This is a genomic window from Arsenicicoccus cauae, from assembly GCF_043162025.1.
Taxonomy (GTDB): Bacteria; Actinomycetota; Actinomycetes; order Actinomycetales; family Dermatophilaceae; genus Arsenicicoccus; species Arsenicicoccus cauae.
In genome coordinates this window covers 169,265-187,827 of sequence record NZ_CP171001.1, presented here as the reverse complement: position 1 = coordinate 187,827, position 18,563 = coordinate 169,265, and the positions used below count along the sequence as shown (strand labels likewise).

Annotated in this window: 14 protein-coding genes; 12 read left to right on the top strand and 2 right to left on the bottom strand. The window is 68.5% G+C overall.

Features of this window, described 5'->3' with window-relative positions; genetic code table 11:
• Nucleotides 1–42 precede the first annotated feature (42 nt).
• The 10 genes from ACF3NS_RS00880 to ACF3NS_RS00835 all read left to right on the top strand — a co-directional run bounded on the left by ACF3NS_RS00880 (nt 43) and on the right by ACF3NS_RS00835 (nt 16,164).
• Nucleotides 43–1,017 carry a hypothetical protein gene (locus ACF3NS_RS00880; RefSeq protein ID WP_392467308.1) on the top strand — a complete coding sequence of 325 codons (975 nt, stop codon included), beginning with the start codon at nt 43–45 and terminating at the stop codon, nt 1,015–1,017.
• Between the two features lie 241 nt (nt 1,018–1,258).
• The gene (gene rplJ / locus ACF3NS_RS00875) at nt 1,259–1,867 is read left to right on the top strand and encodes a 50S ribosomal protein L10 (protein ID WP_154591813.1); all 609 of its coding nucleotides are present in this window, start codon (nt 1,259–1,261) and stop codon (nt 1,865–1,867) included.
• Between the two features lie 63 nt (nt 1,868–1,930).
• A complete protein-coding gene (gene rplL / locus ACF3NS_RS00870; protein ID WP_392467307.1) occupies nt 1,931–2,323 on the top strand; it encodes a 50S ribosomal protein L7/L12 in 393 nt (130 codons plus the stop codon).
• A 380-nt stretch (nt 2,324–2,703) separates the two neighbouring features.
• Nucleotides 2,704–6,189 (top strand): DNA-directed RNA polymerase subunit beta, encoded by a 3,486-nt coding sequence (rpoB, locus tag ACF3NS_RS00865; protein WP_288798058.1) that lies wholly within the window; start codon nt 2,704–2,706, stop codon nt 6,187–6,189.
• Between the two features lie 174 nt (nt 6,190–6,363).
• Nucleotides 6,364–10,248 carry a DNA-directed RNA polymerase subunit beta' gene (locus ACF3NS_RS00860; RefSeq protein WP_311966315.1) on the top strand — a complete coding sequence of 1,295 codons (3,885 nt, stop codon included), beginning with the start codon at nt 6,364–6,366 and terminating at the stop codon, nt 10,246–10,248.
• A 487-nt stretch (nt 10,249–10,735) separates the two neighbouring features.
• A complete protein-coding gene (rpsL, locus tag ACF3NS_RS00855; RefSeq protein ID WP_019286362.1) occupies nt 10,736–11,110 on the top strand; it encodes a 30S ribosomal protein S12 in 375 nt (124 codons plus the stop codon).
• The gene (rpsG, locus tag ACF3NS_RS00850) at nt 11,110–11,580 is read left to right on the top strand and encodes a 30S ribosomal protein S7 (RefSeq protein WP_154591817.1); all 471 of its coding nucleotides are present in this window, start codon (nt 11,110–11,112) and stop codon (nt 11,578–11,580) included. Before rpsL ends, rpsG begins: the two co-directional genes overlap by 1 nt.
• A 115-nt stretch (nt 11,581–11,695) precedes the next feature.
• Nucleotides 11,696–13,798 carry an elongation factor G gene (fusA, locus tag ACF3NS_RS00845; RefSeq protein WP_288798062.1) on the top strand — a complete coding sequence of 701 codons (2,103 nt, stop codon included), beginning with the start codon at nt 11,696–11,698 and terminating at the stop codon, nt 13,796–13,798.
• A 135-nt stretch (nt 13,799–13,933) separates the two neighbouring features.
• Nucleotides 13,934–15,127, top strand: coding sequence for an elongation factor Tu (gene tuf, locus ACF3NS_RS00840; protein ID WP_289032768.1), 1,194 nt, complete (start codon nt 13,934–13,936; stop codon nt 15,125–15,127).
• A 224-nt stretch (nt 15,128–15,351) separates the two neighbouring features.
• Complete coding sequence (locus ACF3NS_RS00835) at nt 15,352–16,164, top strand: enoyl-CoA hydratase/isomerase family protein (protein ID WP_392467306.1); 813 nt, start codon at nt 15,352–15,354, stop codon at nt 16,162–16,164.
• Between the two features lie 100 nt (nt 16,165–16,264).
• Here the strand turns inward: ACF3NS_RS00835 and ACF3NS_RS00830 are convergent, their stop codons facing one another.
• Nucleotides 16,265–16,978 carry a DUF2599 domain-containing protein gene (locus ACF3NS_RS00830; protein WP_392467304.1) on the bottom strand — a complete coding sequence of 238 codons (714 nt, stop codon included), beginning with the start codon at nt 16,976–16,978 and terminating at the stop codon, nt 16,265–16,267.
• Nucleotides 16,963–17,160 (bottom strand): hypothetical protein, encoded by a 198-nt coding sequence (locus ACF3NS_RS00825; RefSeq protein ID WP_154591820.1) that lies wholly within the window; start codon nt 17,158–17,160, stop codon nt 16,963–16,965. Before ACF3NS_RS00825 ends, ACF3NS_RS00830 begins: the two co-directional genes overlap by 16 nt.
• Nucleotides 17,161–17,579: 419 nt before the next feature.
• Between ACF3NS_RS00825 and rpsJ the strand changes: the two genes are divergently transcribed.
• Both rpsJ and rplC read left to right on the top strand, forming a co-directional pair.
• Nucleotides 17,580–17,888 (top strand): 30S ribosomal protein S10, encoded by a 309-nt coding sequence (rpsJ, locus tag ACF3NS_RS00820; RefSeq protein WP_012867945.1) that lies wholly within the window; start codon nt 17,580–17,582, stop codon nt 17,886–17,888.
• Between the two features lie 10 nt (nt 17,889–17,898).
• Nucleotides 17,899–18,558 (top strand): 50S ribosomal protein L3, encoded by a 660-nt coding sequence (gene rplC, locus ACF3NS_RS00815; RefSeq protein ID WP_154591821.1) that lies wholly within the window; start codon nt 17,899–17,901, stop codon nt 18,556–18,558.
• Nucleotides 18,559–18,563: the final 5 nt, after the last annotated feature.

Genomic DNA, 18,563 nt, shown 5'->3' with positions numbered 1-18,563 from the left:
CCTTCCCGTATGCCGTGCGCCCGGCCTCTAGGATCGTGAGTCATGCGCGCTGCCCGTCCCCGCCACCGGCCGACGCCGTCCGCCGGACCCGCGCGGGTCTCCCGCAGCGGTGCCCTGGCCGTCGGCGCGGTGCTGCTGCTGTCGGGGTGCGTCGCCGGGTCCCGCACCACGACTTCCACGATGGGCGCTGCGACTTCCGCCCCCTCGACGACCGCGACCGCGACGCTGCCCACGGACGGAGCCTCGCTGGCGGGGAGCACCCCGGACCCCAACGCCCAGCCGGTGCCGTCCGGCGAGGGTGTCCCCGGCGACCAGTTCGCGCAGACGATCAAGGATCTCGTGGCCGCCAAGGGCACCGTGCGCATGACGATGGCTACCCCGGCCGGGGCGGCCAAGGCGCAGGTGGACACGCGCACCAAGGCCGTTCGGGTGGAGGTCGACGCGGCGGGACGCGCGGTCACCCTGGTGCACCTCGGGGACCGCACGTGGGTCAGGGGAGCGGGCACCGTGGAGGTCCCCGTGCCCGCCCCGACGCCCGGGACCCGGTCCCAGCGCGACGTGCGTCGCTGGCTGCTCCTCGACCCGGGCGGCGCCGACGCGATCAGCGCCAAGCTCGGTGCCCAGGCCAAGGTGGCGCAGACCGTGGACCCGGCCCGGTTCACGGCCATGCTGAACGGCTTGCTGGGGGACCGGACGCCTCGCGGTGACGGTGCCCAGGTGGCGTTCACGGTGCCGCCCGCGCAGTACCTCGACGCGGTCTCCGCGCCCGCGGCGCTGCGTGGGGCGGTCACCAAGCCGGTCAGGCTCGTGGTGGCGCTCGACGCGACCGGGGCGCCGACCTCGGTGACCGCCACCGTCCCCACCAAGAAGTCCGACCTGGTCGACCGCACGGAGTACGCCCGCTGGGGCGAGCCGGTCACGATCGAGGCCCCTCCCGCAGACGACGTCGCCCCGGCGCCGGGGTCCCAGCGGCCCACCCCCACCTCCACCTCCACGGCCACCGCCCCGCCGCGCTGACCAGCCGATTTGGTGGCCGGTCGGGTGGCCCGTACTCTGGTCAGGACCAATGACCGCCGGTCTGCCGTCATCACCCCGAGCCCTGCTCGGGTCCGATAACGGCACGAAGGTCCCCATGACGGGGCGTCCGGCGCAGGCTACGACGATCGTGCTCGCCTCTGGCGAGAGCTCGAGCCCCGTGCGCCTGCGCCGGGGCTCTTTGTCATGCGGCCACCGGCTTCACGCTACGGAAGGAGGCCACATGGCAACCGCTGAGAAGCACGCTGCCATCGCCGAGATCGCGGACAAGTTCCGCTCCTCGGGTGCGGCCGTGCTGACGGAGTACCGCGGTCTGACCGTGAAGCAGCTCTCCGAGCTGCGCGGCTCGATCCGTGAGCACGCAACCTACGCCGTGGTCAAGAACACGCTGACCCAGCGTGCCGCCGAGGAGGCCGGTATCACGGCCTTCGACGGGCACCTGAGTGGCCCGAGCGCCATCGTCTTCATCACCGGTGACCCGGTGGAGACGGCCAAGGGTCTGCGTGACTTCGCCAAGGCCAACCCGGCCCTTGTCATCAAGGCCGGGGTTCTCGACGGCAAGCCGTTGAGCCCCGAGGACATCACCAAGCTCGCGGACCTCGAGTCCCGCGAGGTGCTCCTCTCCAAGCTGGCTGGCGCCATGAACGCCTCGCTCAGCAAGGCTGTTTACCTCTTTGCCGCTCCTTTGTCGCAGACGGCCCGCGTGGTCGACGCCCTGCGCGCAAAGGTCGAGGCCGAGGGTCCCGTCGAGGCCGCCCCGGCGGCCGCCGACACCGCCGAGGCCCCGGCCGAGGCTACCGACGACGTCGCCGCGGGTGGCGACGAGAGCTGATCCGCTCGGATCCGCTCGTACCCAGCACACGCCACTCACGGCACAGACAGGAAGGAAGCCACCATGGCTAAGCTCAGCAACGACGAGCTCCTTGAGGCCTTCAAGGAGATGACCCTGATCGAGCTCTCCGAGTTCGTCAAGCAGTTCGAGGACACTTTCGGTGTCACGGCTGCCGCCCCGGTTGCCGTCGCGGCCGCCGGCGCCCCGGCAGGCGGTGGCGGCGACGCCGCCGCTGTGGAGGAGAAGGACGAGTTCGACGTCATCCTCACCGCCGCCGGCGACAAGAAGATCCAGGTCATCAAGGAGGTGCGCGCGCTCACGTCTCTCGGCCTCAAGGAGGCCAAGGACCTGGTCGACGGCGCCCCCAAGCCGGTCGTCGAGGGTGTCAACAAGGAGACCGCGGAGAAGGCCAAGGCTGCCCTCGAGGGCGCCGGCGCCTCCGTCGAGCTCAAGTGATCTCGGGCCGGATCACGTCCGGTCGCTGATCTGTTCGCGGGAGCGGGTCGCACCTTCGGGTGCGGCCCGCTCCCGCGTACCCGGGCATGCGCCCTGCCCGTCGCCCCACCGGCACCCGCCCGCTGCGTCGATCGGCGTAACGATCGGCGCGTCGCAGGGCGTTGCCCTTGACGCCGTCGCAGGCCACGCCCATAGTGATGGGGCATCCGCGTCCCCCGCGGTCAGGCCCGCGGTCCTGGGTCGGGGGAGTCGGGCTGGACGCAGGGTGGCGTCTTGTACTATGCTGTCGCTTTGCGCTGCCTCATAGCCTGGCGTCCTGGCGGACGTTCGGCGCGTGCGCGCTTCGACTCCATAGCTCCAGGCCCGTGGAAGGACCATCCTTGGCTGCCTCGCGACCCGCGACCCAGACTGTGTCCACTGCTCAGACGGCTTCCGGTCGTCTGTCCTTCGCAAAGATCAAGGAGCCGCTGGAGGTCCCGGACCTCCTGGCGCTCCAGACGGAGAGCTTCGACTGGCTGCTCGGCAACGAGCGTTGGCAGGCCCGCGTGGCCGCCGCCAAGGACGCCGGGCGCAACGACGTCCCCGACCGGTCCGGTCTGGAGGAGATCTTCGAGGAGATCTCCCCGATCGAGGACTTCTCGGGCTCCATGTCCCTGTCCTTCCGCAACCACCGGTTCGAGGAGGAGAAGCACTCGATCGAGGAGTGCAAGGAGCGGGACATGACCTACTCCGCCCCGCTGTTCGTCACCGCGGAGTTCATGAACACCAACACCGGTGAGATCAAGTCCCAGACGGTGTTCATGGGCGACTTCCCGCTCATGACCGAGCGCGGCACCTTCATCATCAACGGCACCGAGCGCGTCGTCGTCTCCCAGCTCGTCCGGTCCCCGGGCGTCTACTTCGAGCGCACGCCCGACAAGACCTCCGACAAGGACATCTACTCCGCCAAGGTGATCCCGAGCCGTGGCGCCTGGCTGGAGTTCGAGATCGACAAGCGCGACATGGTCGGCGTTCGCGTCGACCGCAAGCGTAAGCAGTCGGTCACCGTCCTGCTCAAGGCCCTGGGCTGGACCGAGGCGCAGATCCTCGAGGAGTTCGGCGACTACGAGTCGATGCGCCAGACCCTGGAGAAGGACCACACGGCCGGCCAGGACGACGCCCTGCTCGACATCTACCGCAAGCTGCGCCCGGGCGAGCCGCCGACCAAGGAGGCCGCCCAGGCCCTCCTGGACAACCTGTACTTCAACCCCAAGCGCTACGACCTGGCCAAGGTCGGTCGCTACAAGATCGACAAGAAGCTCGGCATCGAGGCGGGCCTGGACGAGTCCGTCCTGCGCATCGAGGACGTCGTCGCGACGATCAAGTACCTCGTGGCCCTGCACAACGGCGACGCGACCCTCCCGGGCAGCCGCAACGGCGAGGCCGTCGACGTGCGCGTCGAGGTCGACGACATCGACCACTTCGGCAACCGTCGCCTGCGCAACGTCGGTGAGCTCATCCAGAACCAGGTCCGCACCGGCCTGTCCCGCATGGAGCGTGTCGTCCGCGAGCGCATGACCACGCAGGACGTCGAGGCGATCACCCCGCAGACCCTGATCAACATCCGCCCCGTGGTGGCCTCGATCAAGGAGTTCTTCGGGACCTCGCAGCTGTCGCAGTTCATGGACCAGAACAACCCCCTGTCGGGGCTGACGCACAAGCGTCGCCTGTCGGCCCTGGGCCCGGGTGGTCTGTCCCGCGACCGTGCCGGCATGGAGGTCCGTGACGTCCATCCCTCGCACTACGGCCGCATGTGCCCGATCGAGACCCCTGAGGGCCCCAACATCGGCCTGATCGGCTCGCTGGCCTCCTACGGGCGGATCAACCCCTTCGGCTTCGTCGAGTCTCCCTACCGCAAGGTCAACGACGGCGTCGTGTCCGATGAGGTGCACTACCTTTCGGCCGACGAGGAGGACGAGCTCGTCATCGCGCAGGCCAACGCCCCGATGGAGGCGGACGGTCGTTTCTCCGAGGAGCGCGTCCTGGTCCGCACCAAGGGCGGCGAGGTCGACTTCGTGCCCGCCGCGGACGTCGACTACATGGACGTGTCCCCGCGTCAGATGGTGTCGGCCGCGACGGCGCTGATCCCCTTCCTGGAGCACGACGACGCCAACCGCGCGCTCATGGGCTCCAACATGATGCGTCAGGCCGTGCCGCTGGTGCGCTCTGAGTCCCCGCTGGTCGGGACCGGCATGGAGCACCGCACGGCGCTCGACTCCGGCGACGTGGTCCTCGCGACCAAGGCGGGCGTGGTCCAGGAGGTCTCGGCCGACCTGGTCAGCGTCGCCAACGACGACGGGTCCTACCAGACCTACCGGATCATGAAGTTCTCCCGGTCCAACCAGGGCAACTGCTACAACCAGCGCGTCATCGTCAGCGCCGGCGACCGTCTCGAGGTCGGCTCGGTCATCGCCGACGGCCCCGCGACCGACGGCGGCGAGATGGCCCTCGGCAAGAACCTCCTCGTGGCCTTCATGCCGTGGGAGGGCCACAACTACGAGGACGCCATCATCCTGTCGCAGCGCCTGGTGCAGGACGACACGCTCTCCTCGATCCACATCGAGGAGCACGAGGTCGACGCCCGCGACACCAAGCTCGGTGCCGAGGAGATCACCCGGGACATCCCCAACGTCTCCGAGGAGGTCCTCGCGGACCTGGACGAGCGGGGCATCATCCGCATCGGCGCCGAGGTCCGCGACGGCGACCTGCTCGTCGGCAAGGTCACGCCCAAGGGTGAGACCGAGCTGACCCCGGAGGAGCGCCTGCTGCGCGCCATCTTCGGCGAGAAGGCCCGCGAGGTCCGCGACACGTCGCTCAAGGTCCCCCACGGCGAGACCGGCACGGTCATCGGCGTCAAGGTCTTCGACCGCGAGGAGGGCGACGAGCTTCCCCCGGGTGTCAACCAGCTGGTGCGCGTCTATGTCGCCAACAAGCGCAAGATCACGGACGGTGACAAGCTCGCCGGTCGTCACGGCAACAAGGGCGTCATCTCCAAGATCCTCCCGATCGAGGACATGCCCTTCCTGGAGGACGGCACGCCGGTCGACGTCGTGCTCAACCCGCTGGGCGTGCCCGGCCGCATGAACGTCGGTCAGATCCTCGAGATCCACCTCGGGTGGGCGGCCAGTCGCGGCTGGAACATCCCCGAGGGCGCCGAGTGGGCCCTGCGCATCCCGGAGGACGCCCACCAGGCCCCGGCCGGGTCCCGCGTGGCCACGCCGGTGTTCGACGGCGCCAAGGAGGAGGAGATCAAGGGTCTGCTCGAGTCGACCAACGCGACCCGCGACGGTCAGCGCCTGGTCGGCGAGTCCGGCAAGTCCCGGCTGTTCGACGGCCGCTCCGGCGAGCCGTTCCCCGAGCCGGTGTCGGTGGGCTACATGTACATCCTCAAGCTCCACCACCTGGTCGACGACAAGATCCACGCCCGTTCGACCGGCCCGTACTCCATGATCACCCAGCAGCCCCTCGGTGGTAAGGCCCAGTTCGGTGGTCAGCGCTTCGGTGAGATGGAGGTGTGGGCCCTCGAGGCCTACGGTGCCGCCTACACGCTGCAGGAGCTGCTCACCATCAAGTCGGACGACGTCCCGGGCCGCGTCAAGGTCTACGAGGCGATCGTCAAGGGCGAGAACATCCCCGACTCGGGCATCCCGGAGTCGTTCAAGGTGCTCCTCAAGGAGATGCAGTCCCTGTGTCTCAACGTCGAGGTCCTGTCGAGCGACGGCAACACCATCGAGATGCGCGACGCCGACGAGGAGGTCTTCCGCGCGGCGGAGGAGCTCGGCATCGACCTGAGCCGGCGCGAGCCGAGCAGCGTCGAGGAGGTCTGACGGTTTCGTGATGTATGACGAGGCGCGGCTGCCCAGCCGCACGGCCGAGCAGCCGCGCCCGCCATACGACCGAGGCCCGCACGACATGGATCGCCGCCCCGGACCGGGGTCGGCCACGAACACCGTTCAGACCCACAGACTTTGAATCAGTCGCAAGACGAGAGAAGGACACACGTGCTCGACGTCAACTTCTTTGACGAGCTGCGTATCGGCCTCGCCACCGCGGACTCCATCCGCCAGTGGTCCCACGGCGAGGTCAAGAAGCCCGAGACCATCAACTACCGCACCCTGAAGCCGGAGAAGGACGGGCTCTTCTGCGAGAAGATCTTCGGTCCCACCCGGGACTGGGAGTGCTACTGCGGCAAGTACAAGCGCGTCCGCTTCAAGGGCATCATCTGCGAGCGCTGCGGCGTCGAGGTCACCCGCGCCAAGGTGCGTCGCGAGCGGATGGGCCACATCGAGCTGGCCGCGCCGGTCACCCACATCTGGTACTTCAAGGGCGTGCCGAGCCGCCTCGGCTACCTGCTGGACCTCGCGCCCAAGGACCTCGAGAAGGTCATCTACTTCGCGGCCTACATGATCACCTCCGTGGACGAGGAGTCGCGGCACCGCGACCTGCCCTCGCTCGAGGCGCAGATCGAGGTCGAGAAGAAGGAGCACGTCAACCGTCGCGACGCCGACGTGGAGGCCCGCGCCAAGAAGCTCGAGACCGACCTCGCGGCCCTGGAGGCCGAGGGGGCCAAGTCCGACGTCAAGCGCAAGCTCAAGGACTCCGCCGAGCGCGAGATGAACGCCATCCGCAAGCGCGCCGACGTGCAGATCGAGCGCCTCGAGCAGGTCTGGGACCGCTTCAAGAACCTCAAGGTCCAGGACCTCGAGGGCGACGAGATGCTGTACCGCGAGATGCGTGACCGCTTCGGTCTCTACTTCGAGGGCGGCATGGGTGCCGCGGCGATCCAGAAGCGTCTCGAGACCTTCGACCTGGACGCCGAGTCCGAGTCGCTGCGCGAGATCATCGCCACCGGCAAGGGTCAGAAGAAGACCCGCGCCCTCAAGCGCCTCAAGGTCGTCACGGCCTTCCAGACGACCAGCAACAGCCCCACGGGCATGGTGCTGGACTGCGTCCCGGTCATCCCGCCGGACCTGCGCCCCATGGTGCAGCTCGACGGTGGCCGATTCGCGACGTCGGACCTCAACGACCTCTACCGTCGCGTGATCAACCGCAACAACCGGCTGAAGCGCCTCCTCGACCTCGGTGCGCCCGAGATCATCGTCAACAACGAGAAGCGCATGCTGCAGGAGGCCGTGGACGCGCTGTTCGACAACGGCCGTCGTGGTCGCCCGGTGACGGGCCCCGGCAACCGTCCGCTGAAGTCGCTGTCCGACATGCTCAAGGGCAAGCAGGGCCGCTTCCGTCAGAACCTCCTCGGCAAGCGCGTCGACTACTCCGGCCGCTCGGTCATCGTCGTGGGCCCGCAGCTCAAGCTGCACCAGTGCGGCCTGCCCAAGCAGATGGCCCTCGAGCTGTTCAAGCCGTTCGTGATGAAGCGTCTGGTCGACCTCGACCACGCGCAGAACATCAAGTCGGCCAAGCGCATGGTCGAGCGCGCCCGCCCGGTCGTGTGGGACGTGCTCGAGGAGGTCATCACCGAGCACCCGGTGCTGCTCAACCGCGCACCGACGCTGCACCGCCTCGGCATCCAGGCCTTCGAGCCGCAGCTCGTCGAGGGCAAGGCCATCCAGCTGCACCCGCTCGTCTGCGGCGCGTTCAACGCCGACTTCGACGGCGACCAGATGGCCGTGCACGTGCCGCTGTCGGCGGAGGCGCAGGCCGAGGCCCGCATCCTCATGCTGTCCTCCAACAACATCCTCAAGCCCGCCGACGGTCGGCCCGTGACCATGCCCACCCAGGACATGATCATCGGGCTGTTCCACCTCACCTCCGAGGTGGCCGACGGCAAGGGCTCCGGTCGTGCCTTCCGCACGGCGGACGAGGCGCGCATGGCCTTCGACGCCGGCGAGATCGAGCTGGGCTCGCCCATCAAGGTCCGTCTGCAGGACACCGTCCCGCCGATGGGGCAGGAGCTGCCGGAGGGCGTGGAGCTCAGCGACGAGGGGCGCGGGGACTTCGTCCTCGACACCACCCTCGGGCGCGCGATCTTCAACCTCACGCTGCCCGTGGACTACCCCTTCGTCAACGAGCCGGTCGACAAGAAGCGTCTGTCCGCGATCGTCAACGACCTTGCGGAGCGCTACCCCAAGGTCCTCGTCGCCAACTCGCTGGACGCGCTCAAGGAGACGGGCTTCCACTGGGCCACGCGCTCGGGCACGACCGTCGCCATCTCCGACGTGGTCACCCCGTCCAACAAGGAGGCGATCCTCGAGGGCTACGAGGCCAAGGCCGCCAAGGTCCAGGTCCAGTTCGAGCGCGGCCTGACGACCGACGACGAGCGACGCCAGGAGCTCATCGAGATCTGGCAGCAGGCGACCAACGAGGTCTCCAAGGAGATGGAGGCCAACTTCCCGCGGGCCAACCCGATCTTCCGCATGGTCAACTCGGGTGCTCGTGGTAACTGGTTCCAGCTGCGTCAGATCGCCGGCATGCGCGGCCTCATGGCCAACCCCAAGGGCGAGATCATCCCGCGGCCGATCAAGTCGAACTTCCGCGAGGGTCTGTCCGTGCTGGAGTTCTTCATCTCCACCCACGGTGCCCGCAAGGGTCTGGCCGACACCGCCCTGCGGACCGCCGACTCGGGCTACCTGACCCGTCGCCTCGTCGACGTGTCCCAGGACGTCATCATCCGTGAGGACGACTGCGGCACCGACCGTGGCCTGATGATGCCCATCGCCGTCCGCGGCGCCGACGGGTCGCTGCGCGAGCACGAGGACGTGGAGTCCAGCGTGTACGCCCGCACCCTGGCCGAGGACGTCGTCCACGAGGGCGAGACCCTGGCCGAGGCCGGCATCGACCTCGGTGACGTGGTCATCGACGCGCTCGTCGCCGCTGGGGTGGAGGAGGTCCGGGTCCGCTCGGTCCTGACCTGCGAGTCCCGCGTGGGCACCTGCGCCAAGTGCTACGGCCGCTCGCTGGCCACCGGCAAGCTCGTCGACATCGGCGAGGCCGTCGGCATCATCGCCGCCCAGTCGATCGGTGAGCCCGGCACGCAGCTGACGATGCGTACCTTCCACACCGGTGGTGTGGCCGGTGACGACATCACCCAGGGTCTGCCCCGTGTGGTCGAGCTCTTCGAGGCTCGCACGCCGCGCGGTGTCGCCCCGATCGCCGAGGCCACCGGCCGCGTGCAGATCGAGGACACCGACAAGGCCCGCCGCGTGGTGCTGGTGCCGGACGACGGCACCGACGAGCACGCCTACCCGGTCAGCAAGCGCTCGCGCCTGCTCGTCGGCGACGGTGACCACGTGGCCGTCGGCACCCAGCTCGTCCAGGGTGCGATCGACCCCAAGCAGGTGCTGCGCATCCTGGGTCCCCGCGCCGTGCAGATGCACCTCGTGGACCAGGTCCAGGCGGTCTACCGCCAGCAGGGTGTGTCGATCCACGACAAGCACATCGAGGTCATCGTGCGGCAGATGCTGCGTCGCGTGACGATCATCGAGGCCGGCGACGCCGACCTGCTCCCGGGCGAGCTCGCCGAGCGTGGCCGCTTCGAGTCCGAGAACCGCCGGGTCGTGTCCGAGGGCGGCAAGCCTGCCTCCGGTCGCCCGGAGCTCATGGGCATCACCAAGGCCTCGCTGGCGACGGAGTCCTGGCTCTCGGCGGCGTCCTTCCAGGAGACGACGCGGGTCCTCACCGAGGCCGCGATGCACGCCAAGAGCGACCCGCTGCTGGGCCTCAAGGAGAATGTCATCCTCGGCAAGCTCATCCCGGCCGGGACGGGTCTGCCGCGGTACCGCAACGTCAGGGTCAACCCCACCGAGGAGGCCAGGGCGGCGATGTACTCCATGCCGGGTTACGACCAGTTCGACTACACGGCCTTCGGCCCGGGGTCGGGCGAGGCCATCCGTCTCGACGACATCACGCTGGGCTTCGACGCCCACTGATCGTCGCAGGCCTCACGGCGCGGGCCGGTTCCCTCCCGGGAGCCGGCCCGCGCCGTGGTGTACCCCCCGTCACCTGAGGCCCCCGCGAGATGGCGAGTCCGTCGTCCGGCATCCCTGCACCACACCATCACGATCGCGGCGGGGAGGGAGTAGGGGGGGTGTCGTCATACGGGCTGCTGACCGGCTCGCCGTGCAGGTGGGGCGGGATTTGGAGCGGTCCGTGATAGCGCGGTAATCTTGTCCACTGTGTCGTGCTTGACACGGACACGGCGTGCCCTCTCCGGCGGGCAGCCCACGAGGACCGATGGCCCTCGTGGTGTCTCGCGGGTGATCACGCACCCTCTGCCTGGCGCCCACGACCTCTGGTCGGGGGAGTGCGGGGAGGGGCACCGCTCGACACGCCCGACATCGGGGCGCGGCGCGCGGCATGACAAGGAGTCCGGCCGGGAGACCGGAGGGCTGACCATCAGATACGTACGGAGACTACGTGCCAACCATCAACCAGCTCGTCCGCAAGGGGCGGCAGGACAAGGTCGACAAGAGCAAGACCCCTGCCCTCAAGGGCAGCCCGCAGCGCCGCGGCGTCTGCACCCGCGTCTACACCACCACCCCCAAGAAGCCGAACTCCGCACTGCGCAAGGTCGCACGCGTGAAGCTGACCTCCGGCATCGAGGTCACGGCCTACATCCCCGGGGTCGGCCACAACCTGCAGGAGCACTCCATCGTGCTCGTCCGTGGTGGCCGTGTGAAGGACCTTCCCGGCGTCCGCTACAAGATCATCCGTGGCTCGCTCGACACCCAGGGTGTCAAGAACCGCAAGCAGGCTCGCAGCCGCTACGGCGCCAAGAAGGAGAAGAAGTAATGCCTCGTAAGGGCCCCGCGCCGAAGCGCCCCCTGGTCGTCGACCCCGTCTACGGCTCGCCGCTGGTCACCCAGCTGGTCAACAAGATCCTGCTCGACGGCAAGAAGTCCATCGCGGAAGGGATCGTCTACGGCGCCCTCGAGGGCTGCCGCGACAAGACCGGCTCCGACCCGGTCGTGATCCTCAAGCGCGCCCTGGACAACGTCAAGCCCGCCCTTGAGGTGAAGTCCCGCCGCGTCGGCGGTGCGACCTACCAGGTCCCGGTCGAGGTCAAGCCCGGCCGTGCGACCACCCTGTCCCTGCGTTGGCTCGTGGGTTACTCGCGCCAGCGTCGCGAGAAGACCATGACCGAGCGTCTGATGAACGAGATCCTGGACGCGAGCAACGGCCTCGGCGCCGCCGTCAAGCGCCGCGAGGACACGCACAAGATGGCCGAGTCCAACAAGGCCTTCGCGCACTACCGCTGGTAAGACCCGCACGCCGGCGACCCGGGGCACCACCTGGGTCGCCGGCACCACCGGGCCTCCCGATCGTGGAGACACCCGGCCTGCTTCATCACCGACTCGAAGAGATGAGAAAACAGACGTGGCACTCGACGTCCTGACGGACCTGAAGAAGGTCCGCAACATCGGCATCATGGCCCACATCGATGCCGGCAAGACGACGGCGACCGAGCGGATCCTGTTCTACACCGGCATCAACTACAAGATCGGTGAGACGCACGACGGCTCCGCGACGATGGACTGGATGGAGCAGGAGCAGGAGCGCGGCATCACCATCACCTCCGCCGCGACGACGTGCTTCTGGGAGGGCCACCAGATCAACATCATCGACACCCCTGGGCACGTGGACTTCACGGTCGAGGTGGAGCGCTCCCTGCGCGTCCTCGACGGTGCCGTCGCGGTCTTCGACGGCAAGGAGGGCGTCGAGCCCCAGTCCGAGACCGTGTGGCGCCAGGCCGACAAGTACCAGGTGCCCCGCATGTGCTTCGTCAACAAGATGGACAAGCTCGGCGCGGACTTCTACTACACCGTGCAGACGATCGTCGACCGCCTCGGGGCCGAGCCGCTGGTGCTGCAGATCCCGATCGGTGCCGAGAATGACTTCGTGGGCGTCATCGACCTCGTCTACAACCGCGCGCTCGTGTGGCGCGGCGACGTCAAGATCGGTCAGGACTACGAGATCGAGGAGATCCCGGCCGAGCTCGCCGACAAGGCCGAGGAGTGGCGCAACAAGCTCGTCGAGCGCGTCGCCGAGTCCGACGAGGTCCTGCTGGAGAAGTACCTCGGTGGCGAGGAGCTGACCCCGGAGGAGATCAAGGCGGCCATCCGCGCGATCACCCTCGCCGGCGAGGTCAACCCGGTCCTGTGCGGCACCGCGTTCAAGAACAAGGGCGTCCAGCCCCTGCTCGACGCGATCGTCGACTACCTCCCCTCGCCGCTGGACGTGCCGGCCATCCAGGCCCACGACCCCAAGGACGAGGAAAGGATCATCGAGCGTCACTCCGACGCCTCGGAGCCCTTCTCGGCCCTGGCCTTCAAGGTCGTCTCGCACCCCTTCTTCGGCCGCCTCACCTACGTCCGCGTCTACTCCGGCGAGGTCAAGCAGGGCGACATGATGCTCAACGCGACCAAGGGCAAGAAGGAGCGCGTGGGCAAGCTCTTCCAGATGCACGCCAACAAGGAGAACCCGGTCGATCACGCGACCGCGGGCCACATCTACGCGATGATCGGCCTGAAGGACACCACCACGGGTGACACCCTGGCGGCCCAGGACGCTCCGGTGCTGCTGGAGTCCATGACCTTCCCCGAGCCGGTCATCAACGTGGCCATCGAGCCCAAGACCAAGGGTGACCAGGAGAAGCTCTCCACGGCCATCCAGAAGCTCGCCGAGGAGGACCCGACCTTCCGCGTCGAGCTCGACGAGGAGACCGGCCAGACCATCATCAAGGGCATGGGCGAGCTCCACCTCGACATCCTCGTCGACCGCATGCGTCGCGAGTTCAAGGTCGAGGCCAACGTCGGCAAGCCGCAGGTCGCCTACCGCGAGACGATCCGTCGCACGGTGGAGAAGTACGACTACACCCACAAGAAGCAGACGGGTGGCTCCGGCCAGTACGCCAAGGTGCAGCTCTCCTTCGAGCCTATGGACACGTCCGAGGGCAAGATGTACGAGTTCGAGAACAAGGTCACCGGTGGTCGCGTCCCGCGCGAGTACATCCCCTCGGTCGGCGCCGGCATCGAGGAGGCCATGAACCAGGGTGTCCTCGCCGGCTACCCGATGGTGGGCGTGAAGGCGATCCTGCTGGACGGTGCCTACCACGACGTCGACTCCTCGGAGATGGCGTTCAAGATCGCCGGTTCGATGGCCTTCAAGGAGGCCTCCCGCAAGGCCGACCCGGCCCTGCTCGAGCCGATGATGGCCGTCGAGGTGCGCACGCCCGAGGACTACATGGGCGACGTCATCGGTGACCTCAACTCCCGCCGTGGTCAGATCCAGGCCATGGAGGACATCAGCGGCGCCAAGATCGTTCGCGCTCTCGTGCCGCTGTCCGAGATGTTCGGCTACGTGGGCGACCTGCGTTCCAAGACCCAGGGTCGCGCCAACTACACGATGCAGTTCGACTCCTACGCCGAGGTTCCCAAGAACGTCGCCGAGGAGATCATCAAGAAGACCCGAGGCGAGTAACCGATTCGGAGGTCTGGCGGCTCGACCGCTAGACTTCCGGATTGCGTCTCAAACAAGCACCATCCCTGACAGACGACGCCACGTCCTGCTTGGTCGTACGGCGTAACACCAAAGAAGTCCTGAGGAGGACCCCCAGTGGCGAAGGCTAAGTTCGAGCGGACCAAGCCGCACGTCAACATCGGCACCATTGGTCACATCGACCACGGTAAGACGACGCTGACGGCTGCGATCTCGAAGGTTCTGCACGACGCGTACCCGGACCTGAACCCCCAGTTCGCGTTCGAGGACATCGACAAGGCTCCCGAGGAGCGCCAGCGCGGCATCACGATCTCGATCGCTCACATCGAGTACCAGACCGAGGGTCGTCACTACGCGCACGTCGACTGCCCGGGGCACGCCGACTACGTCAAGAACATGATCACCGGTGCTGCTCAGATGGATGGCGCGATCCTGGTCGTTGCCGCCACCGACGGCCCCATGCCGCAGACGAAGGAGCACGTCCTCCTGGCCCGCCAGGTCGGCGTCCCCTACATCGTCGTGGCGCTCAACAAGACCGACATGGTCGACGACGAGGAGATCCTCGAGCTCGTCGAGATGGAGGTCCGCGAGCTGCTCTCCGAGTACGAGTTCCCGGGCGATGACCTGCCGGTCGTGCGCATCTCCGCGCTGAAGGCGCTCGAGGGCGACGCCGAGTGGGGCAAGACGGTTCTCGAGCTCATGAACACCGTCGACGAGTACATCCCCGAGCCGGCTCGTGACACCGACAAGCCGTTCATGATGCCGATCGAGGACGTCTTCACGATCACCGGTCGTGGCACCGTCGTCACCGGTCGCATCGAGCGCGGCATCCTCAAGGTCAACGAGGAGGTCGAGATCGTCGGTATCCAGGAGCGCACCCAGAAGACCACGGTCACCGGCATCGAGATGTTCCGCAAGCTCCTCGACGAGGGTCGCGCGGGCGAGAACGTCGGTCTGCTGCTTCGTGGCACCAAGCGCGAGGACGTCGAGCGCGGCCAGGTCGTCTGCAAGCCGGGTTCGATCACCCCGCACACCGAGTTCGAGGCCAGCGTCTACATCCTGTCGAAGGACGAGGGTGGCCGTCACACGCCGTTCTACGACAACTACCGTCCCCAGTTCTACTTCCGTACCACTGACGTGACGGGCGTCGTCCACCTCCCCGAGGGCACCGAGATGATCATGCCCGGCGACAACACTGAGATGAAGGTCGACCTCATCCAGCCCATCGCCATGGAGGAGGGCCTGAAGTTCAACATCCGTGAGGGTGGTCGCACCGTGGGTGCGGGTCAGGTCACCAAGATCCTGAAGTGATCTCGGCTCCTTCGGGAGCGACTGATCTCCAAGAGGCGGGGTCCGGACACCAGTCCGGGCCCCGCCTTCGTGCGTCCGTGTGGTGCCACCGGGCGCCCGCCCGCGCCCGTGGACGGTGTGCAGCCCGTATGGCGAGCACCACGTCCCGGTGGGCTCGGCATACGCGCCGGCATGGGGCAGGCTGGGTCGCGGAACCCGACCACCCGCACCCTGGAGGAGAGTCCATGGACCTCGGCACCTTCGAGACCCTGCTGGTCGAGCAGGCAGGCGACGCACTCGTCGTCACCGTCAACCGCCCGTCGGCCATGAACGCCCTGGCTGGGCAGGTGATCGCCGACCTCGAAGCCCTGACGGTCGCGGTGGAGTCCCAGGTCGGCTCTGACGGGCGGTGGCCGGTCAAGGGCATCGTCGTCACAGGGGCGGGGGAGAAGGCATTCGTCGCGGGAGCCGACATCGTCGAGATGCAGACCATGAGCCCGGACCAGGGCGAGGCGTACTCCCGCCGGATGCAGGGGGTCACGCGGCGGCTCGAGGCGCTGCCCGTGCCCGTCATCGCTGCGGTCAACGGGTTCGCGCTCGGAGGCGGGTGCGAGCTGGCCATGGCCTGCGACTGGATCTACGCCTCGCGCAACGCACGCTTCGGCCAGCCCGAGGTCAACCTCGGCCTCGTGCCGGGCTTCGGCGGGTCGGTGCGCCTCGCGCAGCGGGTCGGGATCGCCCTGGCGCGCGAGCTCATCCTCACCGGTCGCATGATCGACGCCGACGAGGCGCTGCGGGTCGGCCTGGTCAACCGGGTTTTCGACGACCCGGTGGCGCTCCTGCAGGGGGCACTGGACACGGTCGCCGAGCTCGCCACCAAGAGCCCCGTCGCGGTCGCCTCCTGCAAGGCGCTCATGGGAGAGGTCCTGCCCCTGCCGGTCGTCGAGGGGCTGGACCGCGAGGCGCAGGCCTTCCGGCGCGCGTTCGAGACCGAGGACAAGGTCGAGGGAGTGCGGGCCTTCGTGGCCAAGGAGAAGCCGACCTTCCCCGGGAGGTGACCCACCGTCGACGACCCGGACTGAGCTTCCAGCTCACAACCCGCCGTACCCCGCCCGCACGACCGGGGAGTGCCCCTCACCCTCTGGGCGGGCCGTGGCCTCATCGGCCGTCGGGATCGACCACGTCGCCCGGGTTGCAGCCCGCCGCCACGGTCGCCGGGTAGCCCACGTCCGGGCGTCCGGGCTCCAGGTTCCAGCGATCCTTGCTCGACGCGAACGCGACGTGGCACCGCAGCTGGTCCACCATTCCCGGCCGGGTGACCTCCGGGATGCTCGTCCGCACCTCGGCGACCACCGCCTCCGTGGCGCCGGGCCAGGTGCGTGCCAGCCACGAGGGTGTGATCTGGAGAGACCGGGCCGGCCCGTGACCCGCCCACCGGGCCTGGGTCATGAGGGAGGTCGTCATGCGCACCACGCGGGTGTCGGCGCGGTCGGAGCAGACGCGCCCCTTCCATACCGACAGCCGAGCCTGTTCCGGGGCGATCCGCCATCCCGCGACCCTGGACGTGCCGGGTGGGCTGGCCCCGCTGGACGTGACGACCCAGGTGCCGTGGGTGCCCTCGCCGAGCGTCTGGCCGGGCTCGACACGGGGGGCCGACTCGACCAGATGGGAGCAGCCGCTCGGAGCCGGGGTGCCGGCGGGGAAGGTCGCGGGCGTCGCGGTGCCAGGCGCGGGCGGGGCGCCGGTGGGTCCGTCGGAGGCGGAGGCCGAGGCGGGCACGGACGCCGGGCCGCCGTGGCATCCGGTGAGGCCCGCCGTGATCACCAGGGCCGCCAGGCCGGCTGCCCTGCCATGGCCTAGGCGTCGGTCCACGACCGGCGCCAGGAGTGCGCATGGGTCAGGCAGGCCAGGGGCACGACGTCGAAGGAGCGGGTGTGCGTGTCCGGTGCCCGCAGGAGCTGCACGAGGTGGTTGCCACCGCCCTCGCGCTCCTTGCGCCGCAGGGCGGCGCCCCACGGCGTGGGGGAGAGCGCGGCCAAGACGGTCTCGGACATGGGGCCATGCTCCCAGACGCACGTTGTCCTCGGTCGACGGCGTGTCGGCTGGCGCACGCGCATGGCCCGGTTCCCCTGGCCGTCCCAGGATTTGGATCCTGCTGCGCGATCTGTCAGACTGGACAGGTTGCTTGACGCGTGGTCGATGCCTGTTCCCTGGGGAATCGGACAGGCCACCGTCCCTCGTGAGAGGTTACTAGCACCACCGGACGGTCCTCGGACTGGCTGATGGACTGTGACTTCCCTGCGGGGGAAGTGCAAGCCCCGGCCCAGACGGACCGGCCCCACCACGGGTTAGCCCGCAGATGCTGCGTGCACCCGTGCCGCGAAGCGGGTGCGACACGCCCGACCGCGGGGGTCGGAGGGCGACTGGATCGGCCACAGACCAGCAGGACAGACGAGAGAGAGTCAACGAAGCGATGGCGGGACAGAAGATCCGCATCCGGCTTAAGTCGTACGACCACGAGGTCATCGACAGCTCGGCGCGCAAGATCGTGGACACCGTGACCCGTGCGGGCGCGACGGTGGTGGGCCCCGTGCCCCTCCCGACGGAGAAGAACGTCTTCTGCGTCATCCGTTCGCCCCACAAGTACAAGGACAGCCGCGAGCACTTCGAGATGCGGACGCACAAGCGTCTGATCGACATCATCGACCCGACGCCCAAGGCCGTCGACTCGCTGATGCGTCTCGACCTGCCGGCGGACGTCAACATCGAGATCAAGCTCTGAGGAACCCGACATGACCAACGCTGCTATCGAGCGCAACGTCAAGGGCGTCCTTGGCGAGAAGCTCGGCATGACCCAGGTCTGGGACGCGGACAACCGCCTCATCCCCGTCACGGTCATCAAGGCGGGCCCCTGCGTCGTCACGCAGGTCCGCGACGCCGAGAAGGACGGCTACCAGGCCGTCCAGATCGCCTTCGGCGCGATCGACCCGCGCAAGGTCAACAAGCCGCTGACCGGGCACTTCGACAAGGCCGGTGTGTCGCCGCGCCGCCACCTGGTCGAGCTCCGCACCGCCGACTCCGCCGACTACTCCGTGGGCCAGGAGATCACCGCCGAGGCCTTCGAGGCCGGGACGGACGTCGACGTCACGGGGACCACCAAGGGCAAGGGATTCGCGGGCGTCATGAAGCGCCACGGGTTCAAGGGCGTCTCTTCCTCCCACGGTGCGCACCGCAACCACCGCAAGCCGGGATCGATCGGCGGCTGCTCCACCCCCGGTCGCGTCTTCAAGGGCATGCGCATGGCCGGCCGCATGGGCGGCGTGCGCCAGACCACCCAGAACCTCACGATCCACGCCGTGGACGCCGACAAGGGCCTGCTGATCATCAAGGGTGCCGTCCCCGGCCCCCGCGGTGGCGTGGTCCTCGTGCGCACGGCCGCCAAGGGGGCCTGATCGAC